The sequence below is a fragment of the Salegentibacter salarius genome (assembly GCF_900168265.1).
GTDB lineage: Bacteria > Bacteroidota > Bacteroidia > Flavobacteriales > Flavobacteriaceae > Salegentibacter > Salegentibacter salarius.
This window is the reverse complement of record NZ_FVZF01000012.1, coordinates 59,767-81,184: the sequence shown is the minus strand read 5'-3', so window position 1 is coordinate 81,184 and position 21,418 is coordinate 59,767. Positions and strand designations below refer to the sequence as shown.

Sequence of the window (21,418 nt, the reverse complement as noted above, 5' to 3'; positions counted from 1 at the left end):
ATAAATAGAATTCGTCTTTCTTAATTGTGATCATTAATTTTAGTAAAAATGCTAAAATGAAAACAGTTGAATTAGGAAAATCAGGCTTAAAATCGGCGCCAATTATCTTTGGTGGGAATGTTTTTGGCTGGACATTAAATGAAAAAGAATCGTTCAAGATGTTAGACGAGCTTTTTGAGCGGGGCTTTAATACTATAGATACTGCCGATGTTTATTCCCGCTGGGCAGATGGTGTATCTCATGGAACTTCAGAAAGAATTATTGGAAAATGGATGAAAGAGCGTAAGTTAAGAGATAAGATCACGCTTATCACCAAAGGTGGCTCTAGCTTACAGCCGGGAGGACCAAAGAATAATTCTAGAGATTATCTTACCGGCACGGTACAGGATTCTCTTCTAAGGCTTCAAACCGATTATATAGATCTTTATTTTACACATTTTGATGATGAGGAAACTCCGGTAGAAGAAGCATTGGAAGCGTATCATAAATTTATGTCCCGTGGCGAAATAAAGCATATTGGAGCTTCAAATTTTTCTGCAGAAAGATTACAAAAATCCCTAACTGTTGCTGCTGAAAAAGATTTACCGGGTTATGAAGTTTTTCAACCGGAATATAATTTAATGGTGCGAGACAAATTTGAAGGAAAAATTGAAAAAATTTGTTCTGAAAATAATTTAGGTGTAATTCCTTATTTCTCTCTCGCCAGTGGATTCCTTACCGGAAAATATCGTAAAAAAGAAGATTTTGAAGGGAAAGAACGCAAAATGTTCACCGATAAATTTTTAAACCAGCGAGGTGAAAGAGTTTTAAAAAGCCTGGATCAAATTTCTGAAAAGCATAATATTTCGCAGGCCGGGGTTGCTCTTGCCTGGCTAATGAAAAGACCCGGGGTGAGTGCGCCAATTGCCAGCGCTACTAAATCTTCTCACCTTAAATCGTTTACCGAGGCCACTGAAGTTTCGCTTTCAAAAGAAGATATGGAGATTTTGAATAAAGCCAGTGAAACTGAATAGGTAAAATGCCAAGAGATTGCTTCAGCTAAAACTTTGCAATGGCAGAAAAACAATTTACACCGTCATTGCGAAGCCGCATTTTGGGTGGCTGAAGCAATCTCATACAGTTTTATCCATAAAAATCTTGCCACATTATAATTCTCCTAAAATCGAATTATTCCTTGTAATGACAAATTATCTATGCTAATTAAAATTTAACCAAGAACATTTACTAAGTCAGCAAAATCAAGTTTTTGCTGTTCGCCGGTTTTCATATTTTTCAGAGTAAATTTTTCGGCTTCCATCTCTTCCTCTCCAGCAAGAATTACAAATGGAATTTCGCGCTTGTTGGCATAATTCATCTGCTTTTTCATTTTGGCTGCATCTGGAAATAATTCAGCAATAACACTTTCGCTTCTCAATTTATTTACTGCTTTTAGCGCGTAAAGTGCTTCTTTATCACCAAAATTGATAAAAAGTGCCTTGGTATTTTGAGTAACTGCTGTAGGAAAAAGATCGAGTTCTTCTAAAACCAAATAAATACGATCTAAACCGAAAGAAATTCCCACGCCGCTCATATCTTTTAAACCGAAAATCCCGGTTAAGTCATCGTATCTACCGCCACCGCCTATTGAGCCCATTTTCACATTTTCAGGGGCCGAAACTTCAAAAATAGCGCCTGTATAATAATTAAGTCCACGAGCCAGAGTAACATCAAGATCCAGCTTAGCAGTTTTTAATGGCATTTCTACGATAGCTTTTTCAATAAATTCCAATTCTTTAATTCCTTCCTTTCCAGTTTCAGACGAAGATAGAATTTCTTTAATTCCGGCAATTTTTTCAGTAAAAGATCCTTTTAAACTAAAAATTGGCTGAATTTTCTCAATAGCATTTTCAGAAATTCCTTTTTCCAGCATCTCTTTTTTAACTCCCTCTTCCCCTATCTTATCCAGTTTATCCAGAGCTACTGTAAAATCAATAAGTTTATCTTTTTCGCCAATAACTTCGGCGAAGCCAGAAAGTACTTTTCGGTTATTAATTTTAATAGTAACACCTTCTAATTTTAAAGCTGAAAAAACTACATCATATAACTGCACGAATTCTACTTCCTGCCATAGGCTTTTACTTCCAACTACATCTGCATCACACTGAAAAAATTCTCTGAAACGTCCTTTCTGTGGTCTATCAGCTCTCCAAACCGGTTGAATTTGGTAGCGCTTAAACGGAAAATCTATTTCATTTTGATGTTGCACCACGTATCGGGCAAAAGGCACCGTAAGATCGTATCGCAAGGCTTTTTCACTAATAGAGGAAGTAATCTTTAAGCTATCTCTATTTTCGTAAGCTTCGTTATCTACTTTTTTAAGAAAATCTCCAGAATTCAGAATTTTAAAAATCAATCGATCTCCTTCTTCCCCATATTTACCCATGAGGGTATCAGAATTCTCAAAACTTGGCGTCTCGATAGGTTGAAAACCAAATTTTTTAAATTCAGTTTTAATTCGGTCGAAAATAAAATTTCTTTTAGCGACTTCGGCCGGGTTAAAATCTCGAGTTCCTTTTGGGATAGAAGGTTTTTGTGCCATAAAATCTTTAGGGTATAAATACCATTTTTAGTTTAAAATTAGCGCCACAAAGCGACTGAAACAGTGCTGCAAATATCTTAAATTTTAAATGAACCCAAACAAATTTCAGATTTTAAGTAACATTCTTCCACGAATGATGTCTAACTAGATAGCACTGAAAAAACTTTTTATGTTAGGGTTATTTAGAGAAAACATAAGCATTGCTTTTAATTCTATTAAAAGTCAGTTACTTAGAACCATACTTACCGTTTTGATTATCGCTATTGGAATCACTGCACTGGTTGGAATTTTGAGTGCGGTGACCGCCTTAGAAAACACCATTAGTAGTGATTTTGCCTCTATGGGAGCAAATACCTTTAATATTCAACGCTATGAGTTCAATTCACAACGCCAGGGCGGCGGTGAAGTTGAAAAGATAAATCCTATTATAAGTTATCGAGAAGTAAAGAAATTTGAAGATAATTATCAGTATCCGCAGGCGCAAACCGCAGTTTCTTTCACAGGAACTTCTGGTGCTGAAGTAAAATATATCAACGAAAAAACCGATCCTGAAGTAAGGGTGTTGGGTGTTAACGAAAATTTTCTTGAGAATTCTGGTTTAAACGTAGAGAAAGGTCGTGAGTTCAATATTTTCGATATTCAGAATAACAATAATGTGGTTATACTGGGATCTGATTTCGCTAAACCCGAAGGACTTTTTAAAGGTGCCGACCCTATAGATAAGATTATTGGTATTAGAGGTGGAAAATTTAGGGTTATTGGAATCCTGGAATCTAAAGGCTCTACTTTTGGAAACAATCAGGATCTACGGGTTTTAATGCCAATACAGGTAGCACGCTCTATGTTTACACAGCCGCAAATTAATTACAACGTAAGTGTAAAAGTAGATGATAAAGAGTTATTGGAAGGCGCGCAAGATGAGGCAATATTAACCTTCAGAAATATTAGAAAACTCAATCCTATAGAAGAGAATAATTTTGGACTGGAACGCAGTGATGATCTAATTAACCGAATTTTCTCCATTACCAGTTATTTAAATTACGCGGCCTGGATTATTTCTATCATTACTATTTTTGGTTCCTCTATAGCTTTAATGAATATTATGCTAGTTAGCGTAACCGAAAGAACACGTGAAATAGGGGTGCGAAAAGCCCTGGGAGCAAAACGAAAAACTATTGCTACCCAATTCTTTATGGAAACCCTTATTATTGGCCAATTAGGTGGTCTTTTAGGAATTATTCTTGGAATATTAATTGGAATAGCCGTTTCTGCCGCTGTCGATTTTGATTTCACCACACCATGGGTTGCTATTCTCTGGGCTACCGCGATTACTATTTTAGTAGCTATTCTCGCTGGAAGTTACCCGGCAGCTAAAGCAGCCAAACAAGATCCTATAGAATCGCTTAGGTATGAGTAGTGAGTAGTGAAATTAGGCCTTTTACAATAGCTTAACCTCCTTGAAAGCATAAATAGGAAGCTATTAATACTATTTTATTCTGAAAGATATTATTACAGTAGGATAACTATGCTGTATACAGTAAAACCACTATTTTTTGCGCTGATTATAAGTACAGCTACAGCACAGAAGTAAAAAACTAAACGAGATTGTTTAAAAGTTTACTTCAAAGAATTCTCAATGAGATATTTTAGGGTTATTTACTCTCAACCATATTATCAAAATAGCGATAAAGATCTCCTTTAGTAATATTTGCCCCTTGCTTTATAAGCGCAAAAATATCCTTATTTCTATCCTCACTTAGAGCTTTAGAAGAGGTATAAATATTTACAGATTCGTCTAGCAAATTAGTTTGCAACCAGCTGTAACCTTTTCTTGTAGTTAGATCTATGCCTTCGTGCTCAATTTTAATGGCAATAAGATGAATCGTGACTTCGGTTATATGAAAAAGGTAAATTTGATTGGCAGAAAAATGTTCCAGGTATTCCACTTTATTTAGAACTCCTTCCCAAATAAGATCACTAAAAACGTCAAGCTCCTGCTCTGCCGCTTTTGGTTGCTCTTTTTTTATTTTCTCCCATTCATCAGCAGTAATAGATTGTGAAGCCAGGAAATTAATAAATTCCTGCTTCATTTCTTCAAACTGTTCTTTGGTTAATCTGGAATATTTCATTTTCAATAAAAATTAAAATAACTTTCGAATTGCAATATTTAAAATCGTCATCCTGTTCCGAAGCTTCGGAATATTTCAGGATCTATCTTGTTAGAATCCCGAAGTAAATTCGGGGTAAAGTCTGAAACCAGTTCAGCTTGACGAAAATAATGATCCCGACCTGTGTCGGGATTAGTTCGACCTACTAATTTATTGCATAGCTTTGCTATTAATAAATCAGGGTCTCGCTAAAATAAGAAAAGCCCACTACTGGAGCGGGCTTTTAACTTTATAAAAGAATAAATTAAGCTTCAGATACTACATCAAAGTTGTAAGTAGTCACTACTTCACGGTGAAAACGTAAAGTCGCTTCGTACTGTCCTAATCTCTTGATGTTACCACCTGCGATGCTAATAAATTTCTTATCGATTTGGATACCTTCTCTTGCGAAAGCTTCAGCTAAATCACCATTAGTGATAGATCCAAATAATTTGTCTCCAGCACCAGCTTTAGCAGTTAACTTAATCTCTACGTTATTAAGTTTTTCTGCCTGCTTCTTAGCTTCATCGATATGTTTCTGTTCTTTATAGGCTCTTTGCTTCAGGGTTTCAGCTAAAACTTTTTTAGCCGAAGGAGTTGCAAGATGTGCATATCCCTGAGGAATAAGATAGTTTCTGCCATAACCGTTTTTTACGTTTACAACATCATCTTTAAAACCTAAATTATCTACGTCTTGTCTAAGTATCAATTCCATAATTGCCTCTTTTTATTTTAATAAATCACCAACATATGGCATTAACGCAAGGTGACGCGCTCTTTTTACAGCAACAGCCACTTTTCTTTGGTACTTTAAAGAAGTTCCGGTTAGACGGCGAGGCAATAATTTACCCTGCTCGTTTACGAAACTCATTAACCAATCTGGATCCTTATAATCGACATACTTAATTCCAGACCTTTTAAAACGACAATACTTCTTCGTTTTACTGGTCTCTATATTAAGAGGAGTAAGATACCTGATCTCTCCGTCTTTTTTTCCTTTTGCTTGTTGTTCAATAGATGTAGCCATACTTACGCTTTTTCTTGTTGTCTTCTATTTCTTCTTTTTTCAGCCCAGTCGATAGCATGTTTGTCTAACTTCACAGTTAGGTAACGCATCATACGCTCGTCTCTTCTAAAAGCAAGTTCCAACGGCTCTATAGCCTCTCCTGGAGCTTTGAATTCAAACAGGTGGTAAAACCCGCTCTTTTTGTGTTGAACTGGGTAGGCTAATTTTCTAAGCCCCCAATCTTCTTTCGATACCATCTCGGCCCCTTTAGAAACAAGAAATTCTTCGTATTTCTGAACTGTCTCCTTTATCTGCTCATCAGATAAAACGGGATTCAAGATGAAAACAGTTTCATAAGTGTTCATAAAAATTTACTTTAAATTAAATTGAGTGCAAAAGTAGCTCAATTATTTCTATTTTCAAAGCATAAAAGTGAAGGAACTTTTCTACATATTAATAAGTATTTTGCCCTGCAGATCAAAAATTTCGACATTAGTAACAAAATATATAAAACTCAAATAATTAGTTGAGGATAAAGTTCAAATTTATCCGACGAATGTAAAGTTTATCTTGTAATTATGATATTTTATGTTTAATATTGTTATTACTTAACCTAACTACCGTGGAAGAAATTTTACTCAAATGTATTGTTGTTGACGATTCTAGCTTACAACGATTATCTATCGTCAAGTTAATTAGAGACCATGCGAACCTAAAGCTTGTTGCAGAGTATAATAATGCTATTGAGACAAAAAATGGGCTCCTCGATAATGAGATCGATTTAATCTTTCTGGATATTGAAATGCCTGTTCTAACAGGTTTTGAACTTTTAGACGATCTTCCAAATAAGCCACAAATTATCTTTGTAACCGGGAAAACACAATATGCTTTTAAAGCTTTTGATTATGATGCGGTAGATTATATTCATAAGCCGGTAACAAAAGAACGCTTTAATAACGCGGTTGGTAAAGCAATAAATCTCTACAAGTTAAAACATCAAATTGCCGCAGCACCGGAAGATGAAGACTATATTTTTGTGAAAAGTAATCTCAAAAATCGAAAGGTTTTCCTAAATAAATTAAAGTACATACAGGCTCTGGGTGATTATGTGAAATTTGTAACTGAAAAAGAAAACTTTGTTGTACTTGCTACAATGAAGTCTTTTGAAGAGCAATTACCTAATGATAAGTTTCTTAGAACGCATAAATCCTATATTGTAAATCTAGATAAGATTGAGCGCTACAATTCTAAGAATATTGAGATCGATAAACAAAAGTTACCACTTAGTCGCCATAAGAAAACTAACCTGGTTGAAGCTTTAAGTGCTATTCAGTAATTTTTCAAAATATTTTTTAAGCAATTAGAGAATATTCTGCAAATCCTGTCTACCAATAATAGCCATAATTTCTATGGTTTTCTCTTCATCATTTATTCTGTAATAAATACTATCTGAACCACAAACGCAGCGTCTATAGCCTTCTTTTATATAATCTACAGCTTCAAAAGAATATGGTTCTTGGGCAATAATTTTAAAATATTCAAAAAACGATTCAAAATATTTATCGGCCTGTGCCATTCCAAATTTTTTAACTCCGTATTGGTGAATTCTTATCAAATCTCCCTTTGCTACCTCACTTAGCTTATATTTAGCCATTTAGTAGAGACTTTGACTGAGCTAATATTTGTTCTTTGGTATCATTAGAAAAGCCTCTGTTTTCAGCATTTTCCAATTTAGCACTTATCCAATTAATTTGCACCTGTTGTTTTCTAGCCTGCCTAATTAAGTCGTTCACTAATTCACTCTTACTGGAATATTCTTTATTTTCAACCTGGTCTTTTAACCATTCATCATTGGGTTCTGTAAGGGAAATACTCTGCCTTGCCATAATTAATAATTTTGATGCAAATTTACACCAAAATCACATCTGTTTCAAGCTTTTTTGTCAAATTTATTAGCTAAAGACTTTAAAGCTAAATAGGATCTACATTAATCACCACCTTTATACTTCTAAAAGCTCCAATAGCTTTAAAGCTTTCCATAATACGTTGAAGTATTTTTTTTGTCTTTCCTAATGATTGTTGCTGCGGAATTTTAAGCAGAATATTCTTATAATATTCATTTCTAATACGGGCAACAGGAGGAAATTCAGGCCCCAACACATTTTCTTTAAAAACGTTTTTCATTCCGGCTGCTAACCAGTCGGCACCATCATTGGTTTTAGAATAATCCCGGCATTTTAATGTAATTCTAATCAATCTATAGAATGGCGGATACTTATAATTATAGCGTTCTTCTAACTGATCTTTATACATCCCGGCATAATCTCCCATAGAAACCTGTTGAATGATCTGGTGATGCGGATTGTAGCTTTGAATCAAAACTTTTCCTCGTTTCTTTGTTCTCCCTGCCCTACCTGCAACCTGGAGCATCAATTGAAAACTGCGTTCGTGAGCTCTAAAATCGGGGAAATTCAATAAATTATCGGCATTCATTATTCCTACCAGATTTACTTTTCTAAAATCAAGCCCTTTAGTAAGCATCTGGGTACCGATTAAAATATCTATTTCCTGTTGTTCGAATGAAGTGATCAATTTTTCGTAAGCATATTTTCCGCGAGTAGTATCCTGATCCATTCTTGCAGTTTTATAATCAGGAAAAATAGCCTTTAACTCGGTTTCAATTTGTTCGGTTCCAAAACCTTTTGTAGTAATTTCCGGACTGTCACAAGCCATACATTTTTTTTGCATGGCGATATGATAACCACAATAATGACAACGCAACTGGTTGTTATGACTATGAAAAGTTAAACTTACATCACAATTAGGGCATTGTGGAGAATGCCCGCAAGTATTACATTCCAAAACTGGAGAAAACCCTCTGCGGTTTTGAAATAAGATCACCTGTTCTCCCACATCCAGCGTATCTCTAATTTCAGCGAGCATTTTATTAGAAAAATGCCCTTTCATCTCTTTCTTCTTGTATTTAGTTTTTATATCTACAATTTCAATTTCGGGCTCTAAAACATCGCCATATCTTCGGTTTAATTCTACAAAAGCATATTTATGATGCTTGGCATTAAAATAAGATTCTAATGAAGGAGTGGCCGAACCTAAGATGGTTTTAGTTTTGAATAAATTCGCCAGAACTACCGCAGCATCTCGGGCGTGATAGCGCGGTGCAGGATCAAATTGTTTAAAAGAAGTTTCATGCTCCTCATCTACCACTACCAGGCCTAAATTAGCAAAAGGCAGAAATATTGAGGAACGTGCACCTATTACTATTCGAGCTTTTTCTGAATCTTCTAAAATATGCCGGTACACCTCTACCCTTTCGTTTACCGAATATTTACTATGATAAACCAAAACTTTATCACCAAAATAAGCTCGTAAACGTTCAATTAACTGGGTGGTTAATGCGATTTCCGGTAAAACATAAAGTGCCTGCTGGCCGTTTTCAATAACCTTTTCTATCAGTTTTATATAAATCTCGGTTTTTCCTGAAGAAGTAATTCCGTGAAATAAACAAACATCCTGTTCCTTTAAACCGGCTTCTATTTCTGAAAAAGCTTTATGCTGAATTTCACTCAACTGAATTTCCGTTTGAGAAGATTCTCCTGAGAAAGTAACCCTATCGGTCTTTTCGTAAAATTCCTCTAGAATTTCCTTTTTGATAAGACTTTTAATGATTGCCGCAGAAACCCCCGATTTATCGCTTAGATCTTTTACTTTTAAAGGTTTCTTATGCTGCGCCTTTATGCTGAAAAAACTTAATAGAGCTTCTTTTTGTTTTGGTGCCTTTTCTAACTCATCAAGAAGTTGATGCATTTCGGCTTCATTGTCATACTCAGGGTTTAATCTAACAAAGCGTATTTTCTTCGGCTTATATTGCTCATATATCTCCTGGTTAAGCACTACCAATCCCTTTTGCACCAGTGCATTAATAAAAGGTAGCACGGTTTTTTTATCCAGAATTTTCATGACCTCCTGGATTTTTACCGAAGATTGCCGCTGTAAAGCTTCTATCACCAGGTATTCTTCATCTTCTAATTCCACCTCTTCCACATTTGCACCTTTGGCAAGCTCAACAATACTTTCGCTTTCCAATAAAAAGGCACCGGGCAGTGCTGCCTTTAGCACGTCTCCTTCAGCACACATATAATAGGACGCTATCCAGGCCCAAAATTTTAATTGATGCTTTGTTACTAAAGGGTTTTTATCTAAAATCTGATTTATAGGTTTTGCTTCGTAAACCTGTGGTGGATTTTGATGAATTGCAGCCGTAATTGCAGTATAAACTTTAGACTTACCAAATGGTACAGCCACCCGCATGCCCTCTTCTAAAAAATTAGCCTCTGCTTCAGATATAGCGTAAGTAAAACGCTTTTGCAGCGGTAATGGTAAAATAACATCTATAAAATAGGGCATATTTAAAGTTGAAAATTTCTAAATATTTTGCTGCAATATTCGCATATTAAAACTTACCCAATAAAGTAAGTTTATTCAAAAATAAAAACCATCCTTAAAAAAGAATGGTTTTTTAAACTATTTAATTTCTCAGAAAATTTATTCGGCGCGTTCCCAAACTTTAGTCTTATAGAAAAAAGCGATATATCCGCGAACGTTAAGCTTATTGGGGTGTTCCTGATCTACCCAAATTTTCCCTTTATATTCTTTTCCAGATTTTGGGTCAATTAAAGTACCATCTACATATTCGTCACCTTCTTTTTTAAAATCTCGAATAACGTTTAGTCCTTCTATAGGCTGATTTTTAAGTTTCCCCGGGCATTCAGTACATTTACGATCACGGTGTTCTTCTTTGGTAATTCTTATTACTTTACCGTGAACAGCGTTATCCTTTTCATAAATTTCTACAATAGAATTTACACGACCGGCTTCATTAACTACTTTCCATTTCCCAAAAACTACCTGGGCCTGCAGTCCTGAAGATATCAGGATAGATCCAAAAATTAATAGGTTTAGTAAGTTAAATTTAATTTTCATTATTTAAAATTTTATTGTTTACCCAGCATTCCCTCTTTAAGGTCATCATCTGCTGGTTCATCAGAAAGCCATATTCCAAATAAAGCTTTTTTAAACTCCATTCCCTGGATAGCACCACTTTCTTTTCCATTTTTATAGATTACCGAACCTCTTTCTGGCAGGTAAACAAGGTCAAAAATATCTCCTTTATTGATTTCATCTTCAAAAAAGCTGATAAATTTCTTGATCTCTGCCGAAATTGGTGCTGTATTTCCACCGGTTGCATTTTCGAAACCTTCATTTACCGCATCCATCATACGTTCACTGGTAATCATCTTTGAAACTATGTGCAATTTGAGTGCCATGGCTTCATCCTTATTCATTATTTCTGTAGCATCTCCCGATTTGTTTTTGAGGTAAAGTCCGCCGGCATACATATCCATCCAGAATTTCTCTCTTACTCCGGCTCCATTAAGTGTAAGTTTTTCAGAACCATATTCTAAAGTATATGGTAATGTGGCACCACCTATTTCGGTTTGTGCTGAAGTTAAGTTTAAGCCAAAAACGGCAACAAAAAGGACTAATAATTTTTTCATTTTTAATGTGGTTTTAGGTTGTTAAGTTATTTAATTTTTTTCTTCATTTTTATTAAAGATGCATTTAATTCAAATCCCAGGAGCAATATATTAGAATTTAACCAGATATACACCATTAATATTAATAATGCACCAATCGAGCCATACAGCTCATTATAGGTAGAAAAATTTTCAATATACAAACCAAATAAATAAGTGAAGATCACAATTAACAAGGTTGTAAAAAAAGCTCCCACCGAGAAGAAACGGGCCTGCCGAGCTTCTTTAGTCCCAAAATAATATAAGGTGGCCACTGCTGTATAAATAAGCAAAATAAACACCAAATATTTTACAAAGGCCGCACTAAGCTTACTGAATCCTATTCCCAGCTCATTAAAATCATTTACCGCGTAGGTTAGATAAACCGCCAGAATCACGGTAAGTAATAATAGTAAGGCCATTATAAGTGAAACCCCAACGGCCACCAGATACTGCCTTACAATAGACCTGTTTGCATTGGTATGGTAAGAGAATTCAAAACCGGTAAAAATGGCGTTTATTCCATTGGTCATTAAAAAAATAGAAACAATAAATGCTAACGAAAGCAACCCCCCACGAGGTGTATTAGCAATATCCAGAAAAATATCATTAAAAAAATCTGAGGTGTTTGGCGGCAGCAAGGAATCCATAAAGACCAGGAATTGCAGCTGAAAATCGTCTATAAAATTAATGTATGGAATTAAGTTCAGCATAAACAGCAAAAAAGGAAACAGCGCCATAAAAAAACTAAATGCGATAGCACTCGCCCTGGTAGAGAAGGTTCCTTTTATAATTCCGCCGGAATAAATTTCCCAAAGATCGTAAAGCGATAAACCATCAAAGCCGGGCAAAATTATTTCTTTGGTTTTATTTTCCCACCAATTTGAAAATTGCTCTATTTTAGATAGAAGGGCTTTTTTGGGCGCCATACATTATATTGCTTTTAGACTGAGATCTAAATTATAAACCGAGTGCGTTAAAGCCCCACTGGAAATATAATCTACACCACATTCTGCATATTTCCTAGCGGTATCCAGGGTGATTCCTCCGCTAGATTCAGTTAAGCATTTACCGTTAATAAGTTTTACCGCCTGCCGGGTATCTTCATAATTAAAGTTATCTATTAAAATACGATAAACACCTTCACTTTCCAGAATTTCCTCAATTTCCTTTAAATTTCTCGCCTCAACAATAATTTTAAGATCAAGTTGGTTGGCTTTAAGGTAATCTTTGGTTTTATTAATAGCTTTAGTAATTCCGCCGGCAAAATCTATATGATTGTCTTTAAGCATAACCATATCATATAAAGCGAATCTATGGTTCTCTCCTCCTCCAATTTTTACCGCCCATTTCTCTAAAGCTCTAATCCCGGGTGTGGTTTTCCTGGTATCTAAAATTTTGGTATTAGTACCTTCTAATTTTCGAACAAAAATGTTGGTTTTGGTGGCAATGGCGCTCATTCTTTGCATTGCATTCAATACCAACCTCTCAGCTTTTAATATAGATTGAGAACTACCTTCAACATAAAAAGCGATGTCTCCTCTTTCTATTGCTTTCCCATCTTTAATTAAACCGTCAATTTTTAAATTTGGATCTACATATTCAAAAACCTGTAAGGCAAAATCCACACCGGCTAAAATGCCTTTATCCTTTACCAGGAGCTTAGCTTTCCCTTTCGCTTCAGCAGGAATACAAGCGAGCGAACTATGGTCACCACTCCCAACATCCTCTCGAATGGCGTTTTCTATAATAAGATCTATTTCTTTTTCAAATTGTTCTTTTGAGATCATTTGCAATACTTATTTTTGTAAATGTAGCAAAGTCTGCGTAAAATCTACCGAATGACAATAAAATTACTCTGTATAGGAAAGACCGATAACCGGGAGCTAAAACAACTTATTGAGGTCTATAAAAATCGGCTTCAGTTTTACAATAAATTTGAAATTGATATTATTCCAGACCTTAAAAAGACAAAAAGCCTGGATGAAAATCAGCAAAAAGAAAAAGAAGGCGAATTGATCCTTGCTAAAGTTCAGAATTCAGATTTCCTGGTACTTTTAGATGAAAACGGAAAAGAGTTTTCTTCAGAAAAATTTTCAGCATACATTCAAAAACGATTAAACAGTGGGCTTAAGCAACTTATTTTTGTAATTGGAGGTCCTTACGGATTTTCGGAAGCAGTTTACCAAAGAGCCGATTCTAAAGTGGCACTCTCACAAATGACTTTCTCTCACCAAATGGTGAGGCTTTTCTTTACCGAGCAGCTTTACCGCGCTTTTACAATCTTAAAAAACGAACCCTACCACCACCGATAAAACATAAGCTATGGAACTTGTATTCGCCACTCACAATAAGAACAAACTAATTGAAATAAAGGCGCTTTTGCCGCATTACATCAAACTTTTATCACTAGATGATATTGGTTGTGATGAGGAAATTCCGGAAACTGCAGATACTATAGAGGGTAATGCTATTTTAAAAGCCGAGCACGTTAGACATCGCTACGGTTATGATTGTTTCGCCGATGACACCGGTTTAGAAGTAGAGGCCTTAAATGGTGAGCCGGGAGTTTTATCTGCTCGCTATGCCGGCGACGAGAAAAATGATAATTCTAATGTCACTAAATTATTAAAGAATTTAGAGGGCAAAGAAAATAGAAATGCACAGTTTAAAACGGCCATCGCTTTAAATTTGAATGACAAGCAAAATCTTTTTACAGGAATTTGCAAAGGAAAAATTATAAAAGAAAAACGTGGCGATCAGGGATTTGGTTATGATCCAATATTTGTTCCACAAGGTTATAAAAAGACATTTGCTGAAATGAGCTTGAGCGAAAAATCTGGAATTAGCCATCGCGGAATAGCCTTTAAGGAGCTAATCACCTATCTTTCAAAATAAAAGAAGTAGATAGGCATATATTGCTATCTAAGCCGTACCTTTGCCGCTTATTTAATTTTTTATATGAACAAATTTGAACAATTAGGTTTAAACCCTTCTATTCTTAAAGCAGTCGAAGATATGGGTTTTACAGACCCAAGTGAAATACAGGAAAAAGCGATTCCTGTTTTACTAAATGAAGATACCGATATGGTGGCATTAGCCCAAACCGGTACAGGAAAGACAGCTGCTTTTGGATTCCCGCTTATCCAAAAAATAAACGTAAGTAAAAAACATACCCAGGCATTGATTCTTTCACCAACACGTGAACTTTGCCTGCAAATTACCAATGAATTAAAGAATTACTCAAAATTCGAAAAAGGTCTTAATCCTGTTGCTATTTATGGTGGCGCCAGTATTACAGACCAGGCAAGACAAATTGAACGAGGAGCACAAATTATTGTAGCTACTCCGGGACGTATGCAGGATATGATTAATCGTAACCTGGTAGATATTTCTAAAATAGAATATTGTGTTTTAGATGAAGCAGATGAGATGCTAAATATGGGCTTCTTCGAAGACATTAAGGCAATTCTTTCTCATACTCCAAAAGAAAAGCATACCTGGTTATTTTCTGCAACTATGCCTAAAGAAGTTGCAACCATCGCCAAGAAATTTATGCGTACCCCTATAGAAATTACTGTAGGATCTAAAAACCAGGGAACTTCTAATGTTTCTCACGAATATTATCTTATTAATTCGAGACAACGTTACGAAGCTTTAAAAAGACTGGCAGATGCCAATCCAGATATCTTTTCGGTAATTTTTTGCCGAACAAAAAGAGATACTCAAAAAGTAGCTGAAAAGCTTATTGAAGATGGTTATAGCGCCGCAGCTTTGCATGGGGATCTAAGCCAGAACCAAAGAGATTTGGTGATGAAAAGCTTTAGAAGCAAGCAAATTCAAATGTTAGTGGCAACAGATGTTGCTGCACGTGGAATTGATGTAGATGATATTACACACGTAATCAACTACCAGCTACCCGATGAAATTGAAACTTATACTCACCGAAGTGGCCGTACCGGTCGTGCAGGAAAGAGTGGAGTTTCTATGGTAATTGTTACCAAAAGTGAAATGCGTAAAATAAAAAGTATCGAGCGCATAATTCAGCAAAAATTTGAGCAAAAAGATATTCCAGACGGGATGGAAATTTGCCGGGTACAGCTGTTTCACTTAGCAAATGATATAAAGGAAACCAAGATTAATCACGAGATAGATGCTTATTTACCAAGCATCAACGAAGTTTTACAAGATTTTACCAAAGAAGAGCTTATTAAAAAGTTCTTTTCTGTAGAATTTACTCGTTTCTTCAATTATTATAAAAATTCTGAAGGCTTAAGTTCTCCCTCAGCTCCTGCAGACGGAGGTGGGTCTGGAGATTCTACGCGTTACTTTATAAATGTTGGCGCTAAAGATGATTTTGACTGGATGAGTCTAAAAGACTTCCTTAAGGCTACTTTAGATCTTGGACGTGACGATGTTTATAAAGTTGACGTTAAGGACAGCTTCTCTTTCTTTAATACCGATACTAAAAATACCGAAACTGTTCTAAGTACTTTCAAGGACTTTAAACACCAGGGTAGATTTATTAATGTTGAAGAAACTACCGATACCGGCGGACGTGGAAAACGCGGCGGCGGTGGCGGCGGAGGCCGAAAAGGCGGAAAGTTCAACAAAGGCGGCAAAAAACCTGACTTTAAAGGTGGTGGTCGCAGACGCTCAGACGATTTTAAAGACGGTTCTGGAAAAGGAAAAAAATCCGGGAACCGAAGCAAAAACATTGAGAGCTCTATTAAAAGAAGACGCAACAAAAATTAAAATTACATCTGGCGCCTAAATTTTAAAGTATGGCATTATTTTTTATAAGTATTTTATAATTTAGGCGCCAATTGTTATGAAAAAATTCCTTTTTACCTTTTTATTACTTTTTTTAGCTTTTCAGGCATTTTCACAGGATGTTGTATCGGGAACCGTTATGAACGCTGCCGACGATAAACCTATTGAGAAAGTTCATATTGTTAACCTCAACCAGGTTAAAGGCGCCGTTAGTGAAGAAGATGGAAGTTTTAAATTACAGGCCACCGTTAACGATACGCTGTATTTCTCTTACCTTGGATTTAGACCTATAAAAGTTAGAGTAACAAACGACTGGCTTAAGTATGGAAGTGTAAAAGTAAAAATGACCGAGTTAGGAATCGCTTTGGAAGAAGTGGTTTTAAAACCGGTTACTCTTACTGGATATTTGGAGATCGATGCCAAGAATATCCCCATTTATGAGAATAATCGCTATAGTATTTCAGGCTTAAATGCCGGTTACGAAGGCGGAGATAATTCTGCCAGTGCGGTTTCCCGAACTTTGGGAGCAATCTTCAATCCCGCCGATTTGATGCATAATATTTTCGGAAAAAAACCGAGACAGATGCGAAAATTAAGGCAGATGAAAGAAGACGATGAGATTAGAAACCTGCTTAGAAATAAATTTGACAGGGAAACATTAATTGCCCTATTACCACTGAATGAAGTAGAACTTAATGAAATCCTGCAGCGATGCAGTTACTCTAAAGATTTCTTAAGATCGGCTAACGATCTACAAATTCTTGATGCATTAAGTGGATGTTATGAAGAATACCGGGTTTTACAACGAAATTAAACCTTCATTTTATTCTCCATTCTAGTTTTTAAATTAATCAGCCCTTTTTCAATATCCTGCCCCAATAATTTATCTGGGCTATAAAAGAGACTCATTACCGAAAGCGGAAAAGGTAAATTTCCTCTTATCCCCCAAACTACTTTAGACTTGCCGGGTTCCAATTCTTTTGCTGCAAAATAAGTAAGCATACTCACTTTTACAGGTTTTACAAAAAGCACCCGTGTTTCAAAAACTCTTGGATGTTTTACCTTTATAATCTTTTGAGTGCCTTCCCCTATTTCTTTATTCTCACCTTTCCAATAAATAGCTGCACCAAGTTTACCATCCTCTCCCTTATGTTTTAAAACGGTTTTAGGATATTTTGAAAACCAGGGCACCCAAAGCGGATGTTTTCTTAACTGCCTCACATAGCTAAATACAACATCGCGAGGAGCATTAATCACCATCGTTCGGCTGATATCATATCTTTTCTTAGCCCAGGCATGTAGAAAAGCAATAAATGTAATAAATGCAATAAGTAGGTAAAAAAAGAGGGTCATTGGAGCAAATTATTCAACTAATTTAAGGATTTTCTGAATTGTATTGTGTTATTATTGAATCAGAATTTTTAATACATTTTTTTAGCCACTCATATTTAAGATTTTCCTTTTCATCTTCAGAAAGTTCCCAGCTAATTTCACTGCTTTTTAATTCCGAAGTAATGTGCTGCAATATAATAGCTGCTGAAACTGAAATATTGAGACTTTCAGTAAAACCAAACATGGGAATTTGAATTCTACAGTTGGCTTGATTCAGAATTTCCTCGCTTAATCCATCTTTTTCAGTTCCGAAGAAAATAGCTGAAGGTTTTTCAATATTAAAATCCTTAAGTTCTGTACTATCCCCATATGGCGTAGTAGCCACAATTTGATAGCCTTTCGCTTTTAATACTTTAATACATTCTTTTGAAGTAGCATAACGATTTACATCTACCCATTTTTGGGCTCCCATGGCAATCTCCCTATCTATTCGTTTAGGTTTGCGCTCCTCTATCACGTGAATGTTCTGAATCCCAAAAACCTCGCAACTTCTAATCACAGCACTAGTATTATGCAGCTGGTAAACGTCTTGGGTTACCACGGTAAAATGATTGGTTCGCTGCGCGATCACCTCATCAAACAAAGCGATACGCCTTGGAGTGAGAAAGGTTTCAAGATGAGCCAAAAGCTTGTTTTTTTGCATAGGCTAAAATTAAAAAACCCAACACGAAGTCGGGCTTTTTCAAAAGGAATATTTAAAAAATTTTAGCCTTACCAATTCAGAAGCTTATAGTTCTGGTATTTAAATTATTAGTATTTTATAATAAATAGAAAAACCCGGCCTCATCGCGACCGGGTTTTTAATTACATTACAGTGAAAATTAAATTCTAAGAATTAGAACCAACATTTCCCTGGGCTACAAGAGTTCCTAGATCATCTGCGCTCAAATGCACATTTAGATAACCGTCATATTCCAGAAGGCCGTTATAATCTATCATATCTCCATCTTCTCCGTTAAACTTTGTAACGTTAGTAGCGCTCATTCCGGTAGCGCCGTTAACTGAATTTAGAGTGATCGCGATATCTCCAGGAGCCTCTGCAACAGAACCTACGTGAATATGTGCCGGGTGCATTCCATCAGCCGGAGTTCCTTCTAACATAATAGTCACCAAAGTTTCACCGTTTACACGTTCTTCAAACATTGCAGTTCCCATAATGCCTTCAACATTTGCACTTCCAAGATCATAAGAAGCTGATTCTCCGGTTAATTCATTTTGCCCGATATCTCCCTGGGCTACAAGAGTTCCTAAATCATCTGCACTTAGGTGAACGTTTACATAACCGTCATAATTTAAAACATCTTCGTAACCAAATTCAGTATCGTCATCAAGCATAGCTACGTGAGTCATACTCATTCCGGTTGCTCCATTTACCGGATTAAAAGTAAATGCAATATCTCCAGGACCTTCAGCAGCTGTTCCCATATGAATATGAGCCGGATGCATACCATCTGCAGGAGTTCCGTCTAGCATAATAGTGGCCAAAGCTTCTCCACTCATTCTTTCTTCAAAAATTACAGAACCACTGATTCCTTCTACAGCTTTCTCACCTAATTCATAAGTTTTGCTTTCACCGGTTAATTCATTTGCTCCAATATCTCCCTGAGCAACCACTGTTCCTACATCTTCAGCACTTAGGTGAACATTAACATAACCGTCGTAATTCAGTACTTCTTCATAACCAAATTCGGTATCATCGTCTAACATTTCTACCTGAGTCATACTCATTCCGGTTGCTCCATTTACTGGGTTAAAAGTAAATGCAATATCTCCAGGACCTTCAGCAGCTGTTCCCATATGAATATGAGCCGGATGCATACCATCTGCAGGAGTTCCGTCTAGCATAATAGTGGCCAAAGCTTCTCCACTCATTCTTTCTTCAAACATCACAGTTCCGCTAATTCCTTCTACAGCTCTTTCATCAAGCTCGTAAGATTTAGTCTCACCTGTAAGTTCGTTACCACCAATATCATTTTGGGCAACTAGAGTTCCAAGTTCATCTGCACTTAGGTGTACATTCACATAACCATCGTAACTAAGTACATCGTTATACATAAATGCGGTACCATCGTCTAATGCAGCAACATTGGTTTTACTCATTCCTGTTGCTCCGTTAACCGGCGTAAAGGTAAAAGCAATATCTCCTGGAGACTCAGCTACAGATCCCATATGAATATGTGCCGGATGTTCACCATCCTCTGGAGTTCCATCTAGCATTATAGTTGCAAGGGCTTCCCCGTTTACTCTTTCCTGAAACATTACATTTCCGGAAATTCCTTCTACAGCTTTTTCTTCAAGCATATAGTTTTTAGATTCTCCGGTAAGCTCATTTTCTCCAATATCTCCCTGTGCCACTAAAGTACCAAGATCGTCTGCACTTAAATGCACATTAATATACCCGTCAAAATTAATTGCTTCAGTATATGTAATATTTGTGCCATCATCTAAAGTGGAGAAAGTAGTCGTGCTCATTCCGGTAGCTCCATCTACAGGTTCAAAAGAAACCGCAATATCGCCACCTTCGGCAGCGGTATTATAATGAATATGTGCCGGGTGCATGCCTCCATCTGGAGTGCCGTCTAATTCAATTTCAACAGTCGTACTGTTGTCTTCTTTTTCCATAAAGGTAGCGGTTCCTGAAATTGAAGGGGCGGAAACCGAGTAAAGTTCAAAGCTTTTTGTTTTACCTTGAAAGTCATCACCATCCCCATCCGGGTCTACTGCATCATCGTCGCCACTGCAGCTCATAAACATAAATGGAAGTGCTATAAACATAGCGAGTAAGAATTTCTTCATAAGTTTTAATTTTTAGTTATTAGTAAATTTAGAGACTGGAAACAGATTTTAATTTTGCTTCCAATGTTCAATCTACTTATAGATACGAGGGCTCCACTTGCAACGGATGTTAAGCTTTCTAAAAAGGAGTCATAAAGAATGTTAAATGCATTAGCTACTTTAATTTAGAAAAAGAGTATTTTAAAACTGGGATAATCTAAAACTAAAAAAGCCCGACTTAATGCCGGGCTTAGTAATTAAGAATATCGGTAGAGATTACTCTTCAGAAGCATTAGCTCCCATATTTCCCTGTGCAGCAAGAACCTCTAGTTCTTCAGCACTTTTGTGTACATTTATGTAACCATCATAAGTTAGCAATTCTGTATAAGTAATTGCTTCACCTTCTGCATCAGCAGAACCATCGGTCATACTAACATTGGTCATACTCATACCGGTAGCTCCATTTACAGGAGTAAAAGTAATTGCGATAGCTCCAGGAGCATCTTCTATAGACCCCATGTGAATGTGAGCTGGGTGTTCCCCTCCTTCTTCAGTTCCTTCAAGATCTAAAGTTACTAGAGTTTCGCCATTTTCACGTTCTTCAAAAATAGCTACACCGCTTACACCAGGAATATCTCTTTCCTCAAGATCATAACTTACAGACTCACCGGTAAGTTCATTTTCACCGATATCGGTTTGGGCTACAATAGTACCTAGTTCGTCAGCACTTAAGTGAACATTGATATACCCGTCATAGGCAACCAATTCTTCATAAGTAATATCGGTACCATCATCTAAAGCCGAAACTTCGGTAGTACTCATTCCTGTCGCTCCATCTATAGGAGTAAAAGTAACAGCGATATCTCCAGTTTCAGCAGCAGTTCCCATATGAATATGAGCTGGGTGCATCCCATCATCTGGAGTACCTTCAAGATCAAATTCTACGGTAGCGCTTCCATCTTCATTTTCCATAAAAGTAACAGTCCCGCTAACGCCAGAGTCACTCATTTCATTTAATGTGTACTCTTTTGTTTCTCCTTCAAAATCTGGAGTGTCTACGCCATCATCGTCACTATCACAACTTGTGAATCCTGCGACCATCATTAAAGCAAATGCTAATTTTTTCATTTCAAATTTTAATTTTTGGGTTATT

At 36.3% G+C, this 21,418-nt stretch carries 23 protein-coding genes; 7 read left to right on the top strand and 16 right to left on the bottom strand.

Features of this window, described 5'->3' with window-relative positions:
• The first annotated feature begins 56 nt into the window (after positions 1 to 56).
• Positions 57 to 1,013 (top strand): aldo/keto reductase, encoded by a 957-nt coding sequence (locus B5440_RS08595; protein ID WP_070053060.1) that lies wholly within the window; start codon positions 57 to 59, stop codon positions 1,011 to 1,013.
• A gap of 194 nt (positions 1,014 to 1,207) precedes the next feature.
• Here B5440_RS08595 and hisS read toward each other — a convergent pair whose 3' ends face one another.
• Positions 1,208 to 2,578, bottom strand: coding sequence for a histidine--tRNA ligase (gene hisS / locus B5440_RS08590; protein ID WP_070053062.1), 1,371 nt, complete (start codon positions 2,576 to 2,578; stop codon positions 1,208 to 1,210).
• A 169-nt stretch (positions 2,579 to 2,747) separates the two neighbouring features.
• Here hisS and B5440_RS08585 point away from each other — a divergent pair, with 169 nt between their 5' ends.
• Positions 2,748 to 3,995: an ABC transporter permease gene (locus tag B5440_RS08585; protein ID WP_070053063.1), complete on the top strand. Its 1,248-nt coding sequence runs from the start codon at positions 2,748 to 2,750 to the stop codon at positions 3,993 to 3,995.
• Positions 3,996 to 4,230: 235 nt separating this feature from the next.
• On the opposite strand, the gene B5440_RS08580 is transcribed toward B5440_RS08585, so the two are convergent.
• The 4 genes from B5440_RS08580 to rpsF all read right to left on the bottom strand — a co-directional run bounded on the left by B5440_RS08580 (position 4,231) and on the right by rpsF (position 6,096).
• Positions 4,231 to 4,707 carry a DUF6495 family protein gene (locus B5440_RS08580; RefSeq protein WP_070053065.1) on the bottom strand — a complete coding sequence of 159 codons (477 nt, stop codon included), beginning with the start codon at positions 4,705 to 4,707 and terminating at the stop codon, positions 4,231 to 4,233.
• A 283-nt stretch (positions 4,708 to 4,990) separates the two neighbouring features.
• Positions 4,991 to 5,440: a 50S ribosomal protein L9 gene (gene rplI / locus B5440_RS08575; protein WP_070053067.1), complete on the bottom strand. Its 450-nt coding sequence runs from the start codon at positions 5,438 to 5,440 to the stop codon at positions 4,991 to 4,993.
• A gap of 12 nt (positions 5,441 to 5,452) precedes the next feature.
• Positions 5,453 to 5,752, bottom strand: coding sequence for a 30S ribosomal protein S18 (gene rpsR, locus B5440_RS08570; protein WP_037314517.1), 300 nt, complete (start codon positions 5,750 to 5,752; stop codon positions 5,453 to 5,455).
• Positions 5,753 to 5,754: 2 nt separating this feature from the next.
• Positions 5,755 to 6,096: a 30S ribosomal protein S6 gene (gene rpsF, locus B5440_RS08565; protein WP_070053068.1), complete on the bottom strand. Its 342-nt coding sequence runs from the start codon at positions 6,094 to 6,096 to the stop codon at positions 5,755 to 5,757.
• Positions 6,097 to 6,353: 257 nt separating this feature from the next.
• Between rpsF and B5440_RS08560 the strand changes: the two genes are divergently transcribed.
• The gene (locus B5440_RS08560; RefSeq protein ID WP_070053069.1) at positions 6,354 to 7,067 is read left to right on the top strand and encodes a LytR/AlgR family response regulator transcription factor; all 714 of its coding nucleotides are present in this window, start codon (positions 6,354 to 6,356) and stop codon (positions 7,065 to 7,067) included.
• 24 nt (positions 7,068 to 7,091) lie between these two features.
• On the opposite strand, the gene B5440_RS08555 is transcribed toward B5440_RS08560, so the two are convergent.
• From B5440_RS08555 to nadC, 7 genes are all read right to left on the bottom strand, one after another.
• The gene (locus B5440_RS08555; RefSeq protein ID WP_070053071.1) at positions 7,092 to 7,385 is read right to left on the bottom strand and encodes a type II toxin-antitoxin system RelE/ParE family toxin; all 294 of its coding nucleotides are present in this window, start codon (positions 7,383 to 7,385) and stop codon (positions 7,092 to 7,094) included.
• Positions 7,378 to 7,617 carry a ribbon-helix-helix domain-containing protein gene (locus B5440_RS08550; protein WP_070053073.1) on the bottom strand — a complete coding sequence of 80 codons (240 nt, stop codon included), beginning with the start codon at positions 7,615 to 7,617 and terminating at the stop codon, positions 7,378 to 7,380. The genes B5440_RS08555 and B5440_RS08550 overlap by 8 nt, the downstream gene beginning before the upstream one ends.
• A gap of 85 nt (positions 7,618 to 7,702) precedes the next feature.
• Positions 7,703 to 10,156 (bottom strand): replication restart helicase PriA, encoded by a 2,454-nt coding sequence (gene priA, locus B5440_RS08545; protein ID WP_070053075.1) that lies wholly within the window; start codon positions 10,154 to 10,156, stop codon positions 7,703 to 7,705.
• Positions 10,157 to 10,294: 138 nt separating this feature from the next.
• Positions 10,295 to 10,732 carry a DUF2147 domain-containing protein gene (locus B5440_RS08540; protein WP_070053077.1) on the bottom strand — a complete coding sequence of 146 codons (438 nt, stop codon included), beginning with the start codon at positions 10,730 to 10,732 and terminating at the stop codon, positions 10,295 to 10,297.
• 11 nt (positions 10,733 to 10,743) lie between these two features.
• Positions 10,744 to 11,307 (bottom strand): chalcone isomerase family protein, encoded by a 564-nt coding sequence (locus B5440_RS08535; protein WP_070053078.1) that lies wholly within the window; start codon positions 11,305 to 11,307, stop codon positions 10,744 to 10,746.
• A gap of 26 nt (positions 11,308 to 11,333) precedes the next feature.
• Positions 11,334 to 12,254 carry a YihY/virulence factor BrkB family protein gene (locus B5440_RS08530; RefSeq protein ID WP_070053080.1) on the bottom strand — a complete coding sequence of 307 codons (921 nt, stop codon included), beginning with the start codon at positions 12,252 to 12,254 and terminating at the stop codon, positions 11,334 to 11,336.
• 3 nt (positions 12,255 to 12,257) lie between these two features.
• Complete coding sequence (gene nadC / locus B5440_RS08525) at positions 12,258 to 13,115, bottom strand: carboxylating nicotinate-nucleotide diphosphorylase (RefSeq protein ID WP_070053082.1); 858 nt, start codon at positions 13,113 to 13,115, stop codon at positions 12,258 to 12,260.
• A 51-nt stretch (positions 13,116 to 13,166) separates the two neighbouring features.
• Between nadC and rlmH the strand changes: the two genes are divergently transcribed.
• From rlmH to B5440_RS08505, 4 genes are all read left to right on the top strand, one after another.
• Complete coding sequence (gene rlmH / locus B5440_RS08520; RefSeq protein WP_070053083.1) at positions 13,167 to 13,640, top strand: 23S rRNA (pseudouridine(1915)-N(3))-methyltransferase RlmH; 474 nt, start codon at positions 13,167 to 13,169, stop codon at positions 13,638 to 13,640.
• A gap of 10 nt (positions 13,641 to 13,650) precedes the next feature.
• The gene (locus B5440_RS08515; RefSeq protein ID WP_070053084.1) at positions 13,651 to 14,223 is read left to right on the top strand and encodes a non-canonical purine NTP diphosphatase; all 573 of its coding nucleotides are present in this window, start codon (positions 13,651 to 13,653) and stop codon (positions 14,221 to 14,223) included.
• 63 nt (positions 14,224 to 14,286) lie between these two features.
• Entirely contained in the window at positions 14,287 to 16,080 is a 1,794-nt protein-coding gene (locus B5440_RS08510) for a DEAD/DEAH box helicase (protein WP_070053085.1), read from the top strand.
• Positions 16,081 to 16,156: 76 nt separating this feature from the next.
• Positions 16,157 to 16,912 (top strand): carboxypeptidase-like regulatory domain-containing protein, encoded by a 756-nt coding sequence (locus B5440_RS08505; protein ID WP_070053086.1) that lies wholly within the window; start codon positions 16,157 to 16,159, stop codon positions 16,910 to 16,912.
• Here the strand turns inward: B5440_RS08505 and B5440_RS08500 are convergent.
• The 4 genes from B5440_RS08500 to B5440_RS08485 form a co-directional block, all read right to left on the bottom strand.
• On the bottom strand, positions 16,909 to 17,451 hold the full coding sequence (locus B5440_RS08500; protein ID WP_070053088.1) for an SRPBCC family protein: 543 nt from the start codon (positions 17,449 to 17,451) through the stop codon (positions 16,909 to 16,911). The genes B5440_RS08505 and B5440_RS08500 overlap by 4 nt on opposite strands.
• A gap of 22 nt (positions 17,452 to 17,473) precedes the next feature.
• On the bottom strand, positions 17,474 to 18,133 hold the full coding sequence (locus B5440_RS08495; RefSeq protein ID WP_070053090.1) for a TrmH family RNA methyltransferase: 660 nt from the start codon (positions 18,131 to 18,133) through the stop codon (positions 17,474 to 17,476).
• Positions 18,134 to 18,318: 185 nt separating this feature from the next.
• Positions 18,319 to 20,286, bottom strand: coding sequence for a CHRD domain-containing protein (locus tag B5440_RS15620; RefSeq protein ID WP_070053092.1), 1,968 nt, complete (start codon positions 20,284 to 20,286; stop codon positions 18,319 to 18,321).
• A 255-nt stretch (positions 20,287 to 20,541) separates the two neighbouring features.
• Positions 20,542 to 21,393 carry a CHRD domain-containing protein gene (locus tag B5440_RS08485; RefSeq protein WP_070053094.1) on the bottom strand — a complete coding sequence of 284 codons (852 nt, stop codon included), beginning with the start codon at positions 21,391 to 21,393 and terminating at the stop codon, positions 20,542 to 20,544.
• Positions 21,394 to 21,418 lie beyond the last annotated feature (25 nt).

Bases quoted from the DNA above. Each gene is read 5' to 3' on its own strand.
- hisS (WP_070053062.1), bottom strand. From the start codon at position 2,578: ATGGCACAAAAACCTTCTATCCCAAAAGGAACTCGAGATTTTAACCCG.
- nadC (WP_070053082.1), bottom strand. From the start codon at position 13,115: ATGATCTCAAAAGAACAATTTGAAAAAGAAATAGATCTTATTATAGAA.
- priA (WP_070053075.1), bottom strand. From the start codon at position 10,156: ATGCCCTATTTTATAGATGTTATTTTACCATTACCGCTGCAAAAGCGT.
- B5440_RS08500 (WP_070053088.1), bottom strand. From the start codon at position 17,451: ATGACCCTCTTTTTTTACCTACTTATTGCATTTATTACATTTATTGCT.
- B5440_RS08510 (WP_070053085.1), top strand. From the start codon at position 14,287: ATGAACAAATTTGAACAATTAGGTTTAAACCCTTCTATTCTTAAAGCA.
- B5440_RS08505 (WP_070053086.1), top strand. From the start codon at position 16,157: ATGAAAAAATTCCTTTTTACCTTTTTATTACTTTTTTTAGCTTTTCAG.
- B5440_RS08555 (WP_070053071.1), bottom strand. From the start codon at position 7,385: ATGGCTAAATATAAGCTAAGTGAGGTAGCAAAGGGAGATTTGATAAGA.
- B5440_RS15620 (WP_070053092.1), bottom strand. From the start codon at position 20,286: ATGAAGAAATTCTTACTCGCTATGTTTATAGCACTTCCATTTATGTTT.
- B5440_RS08585 (WP_070053063.1), top strand. From the start codon at position 2,748: ATGTTAGGGTTATTTAGAGAAAACATAAGCATTGCTTTTAATTCTATT.
- B5440_RS08580 (WP_070053065.1), bottom strand. From the start codon at position 4,707: ATGAAATATTCCAGATTAACCAAAGAACAGTTTGAAGAAATGAAGCAG.
- B5440_RS08550 (WP_070053073.1), bottom strand. From the start codon at position 7,617: ATGGCAAGGCAGAGTATTTCCCTTACAGAACCCAATGATGAATGGTTA.
- B5440_RS08485 (WP_070053094.1), bottom strand. From the start codon at position 21,393: ATGAAAAAATTAGCATTTGCTTTAATGATGGTCGCAGGATTCACAAGT.
- B5440_RS08535 (WP_070053078.1), bottom strand. From the start codon at position 11,307: ATGAAAAAATTATTAGTCCTTTTTGTTGCCGTTTTTGGCTTAAACTTA.
- rpsF (WP_070053068.1), bottom strand. From the start codon at position 6,096: ATGAACACTTATGAAACTGTTTTCATCTTGAATCCCGTTTTATCTGAT.
- B5440_RS08495 (WP_070053090.1), bottom strand. From the start codon at position 18,133: ATGCAAAAAAACAAGCTTTTGGCTCATCTTGAAACCTTTCTCACTCCA.
- B5440_RS08540 (WP_070053077.1), bottom strand. From the start codon at position 10,732: ATGAAAATTAAATTTAACTTACTAAACCTATTAATTTTTGGATCTATC.
- rlmH (WP_070053083.1), top strand. From the start codon at position 13,167: ATGACAATAAAATTACTCTGTATAGGAAAGACCGATAACCGGGAGCTA.
- B5440_RS08595 (WP_070053060.1), top strand. From the start codon at position 57: ATGAAAACAGTTGAATTAGGAAAATCAGGCTTAAAATCGGCGCCAATT.
- rplI (WP_070053067.1), bottom strand. From the start codon at position 5,440: ATGGAATTGATACTTAGACAAGACGTAGATAATTTAGGTTTTAAAGAT.
- rpsR (WP_037314517.1), bottom strand. From the start codon at position 5,752: ATGGCTACATCTATTGAACAACAAGCAAAAGGAAAAAAAGACGGAGAG.
- B5440_RS08530 (WP_070053080.1), bottom strand. From the start codon at position 12,254: ATGGCGCCCAAAAAAGCCCTTCTATCTAAAATAGAGCAATTTTCAAAT.
- B5440_RS08515 (WP_070053084.1), top strand. From the start codon at position 13,651: ATGGAACTTGTATTCGCCACTCACAATAAGAACAAACTAATTGAAATA.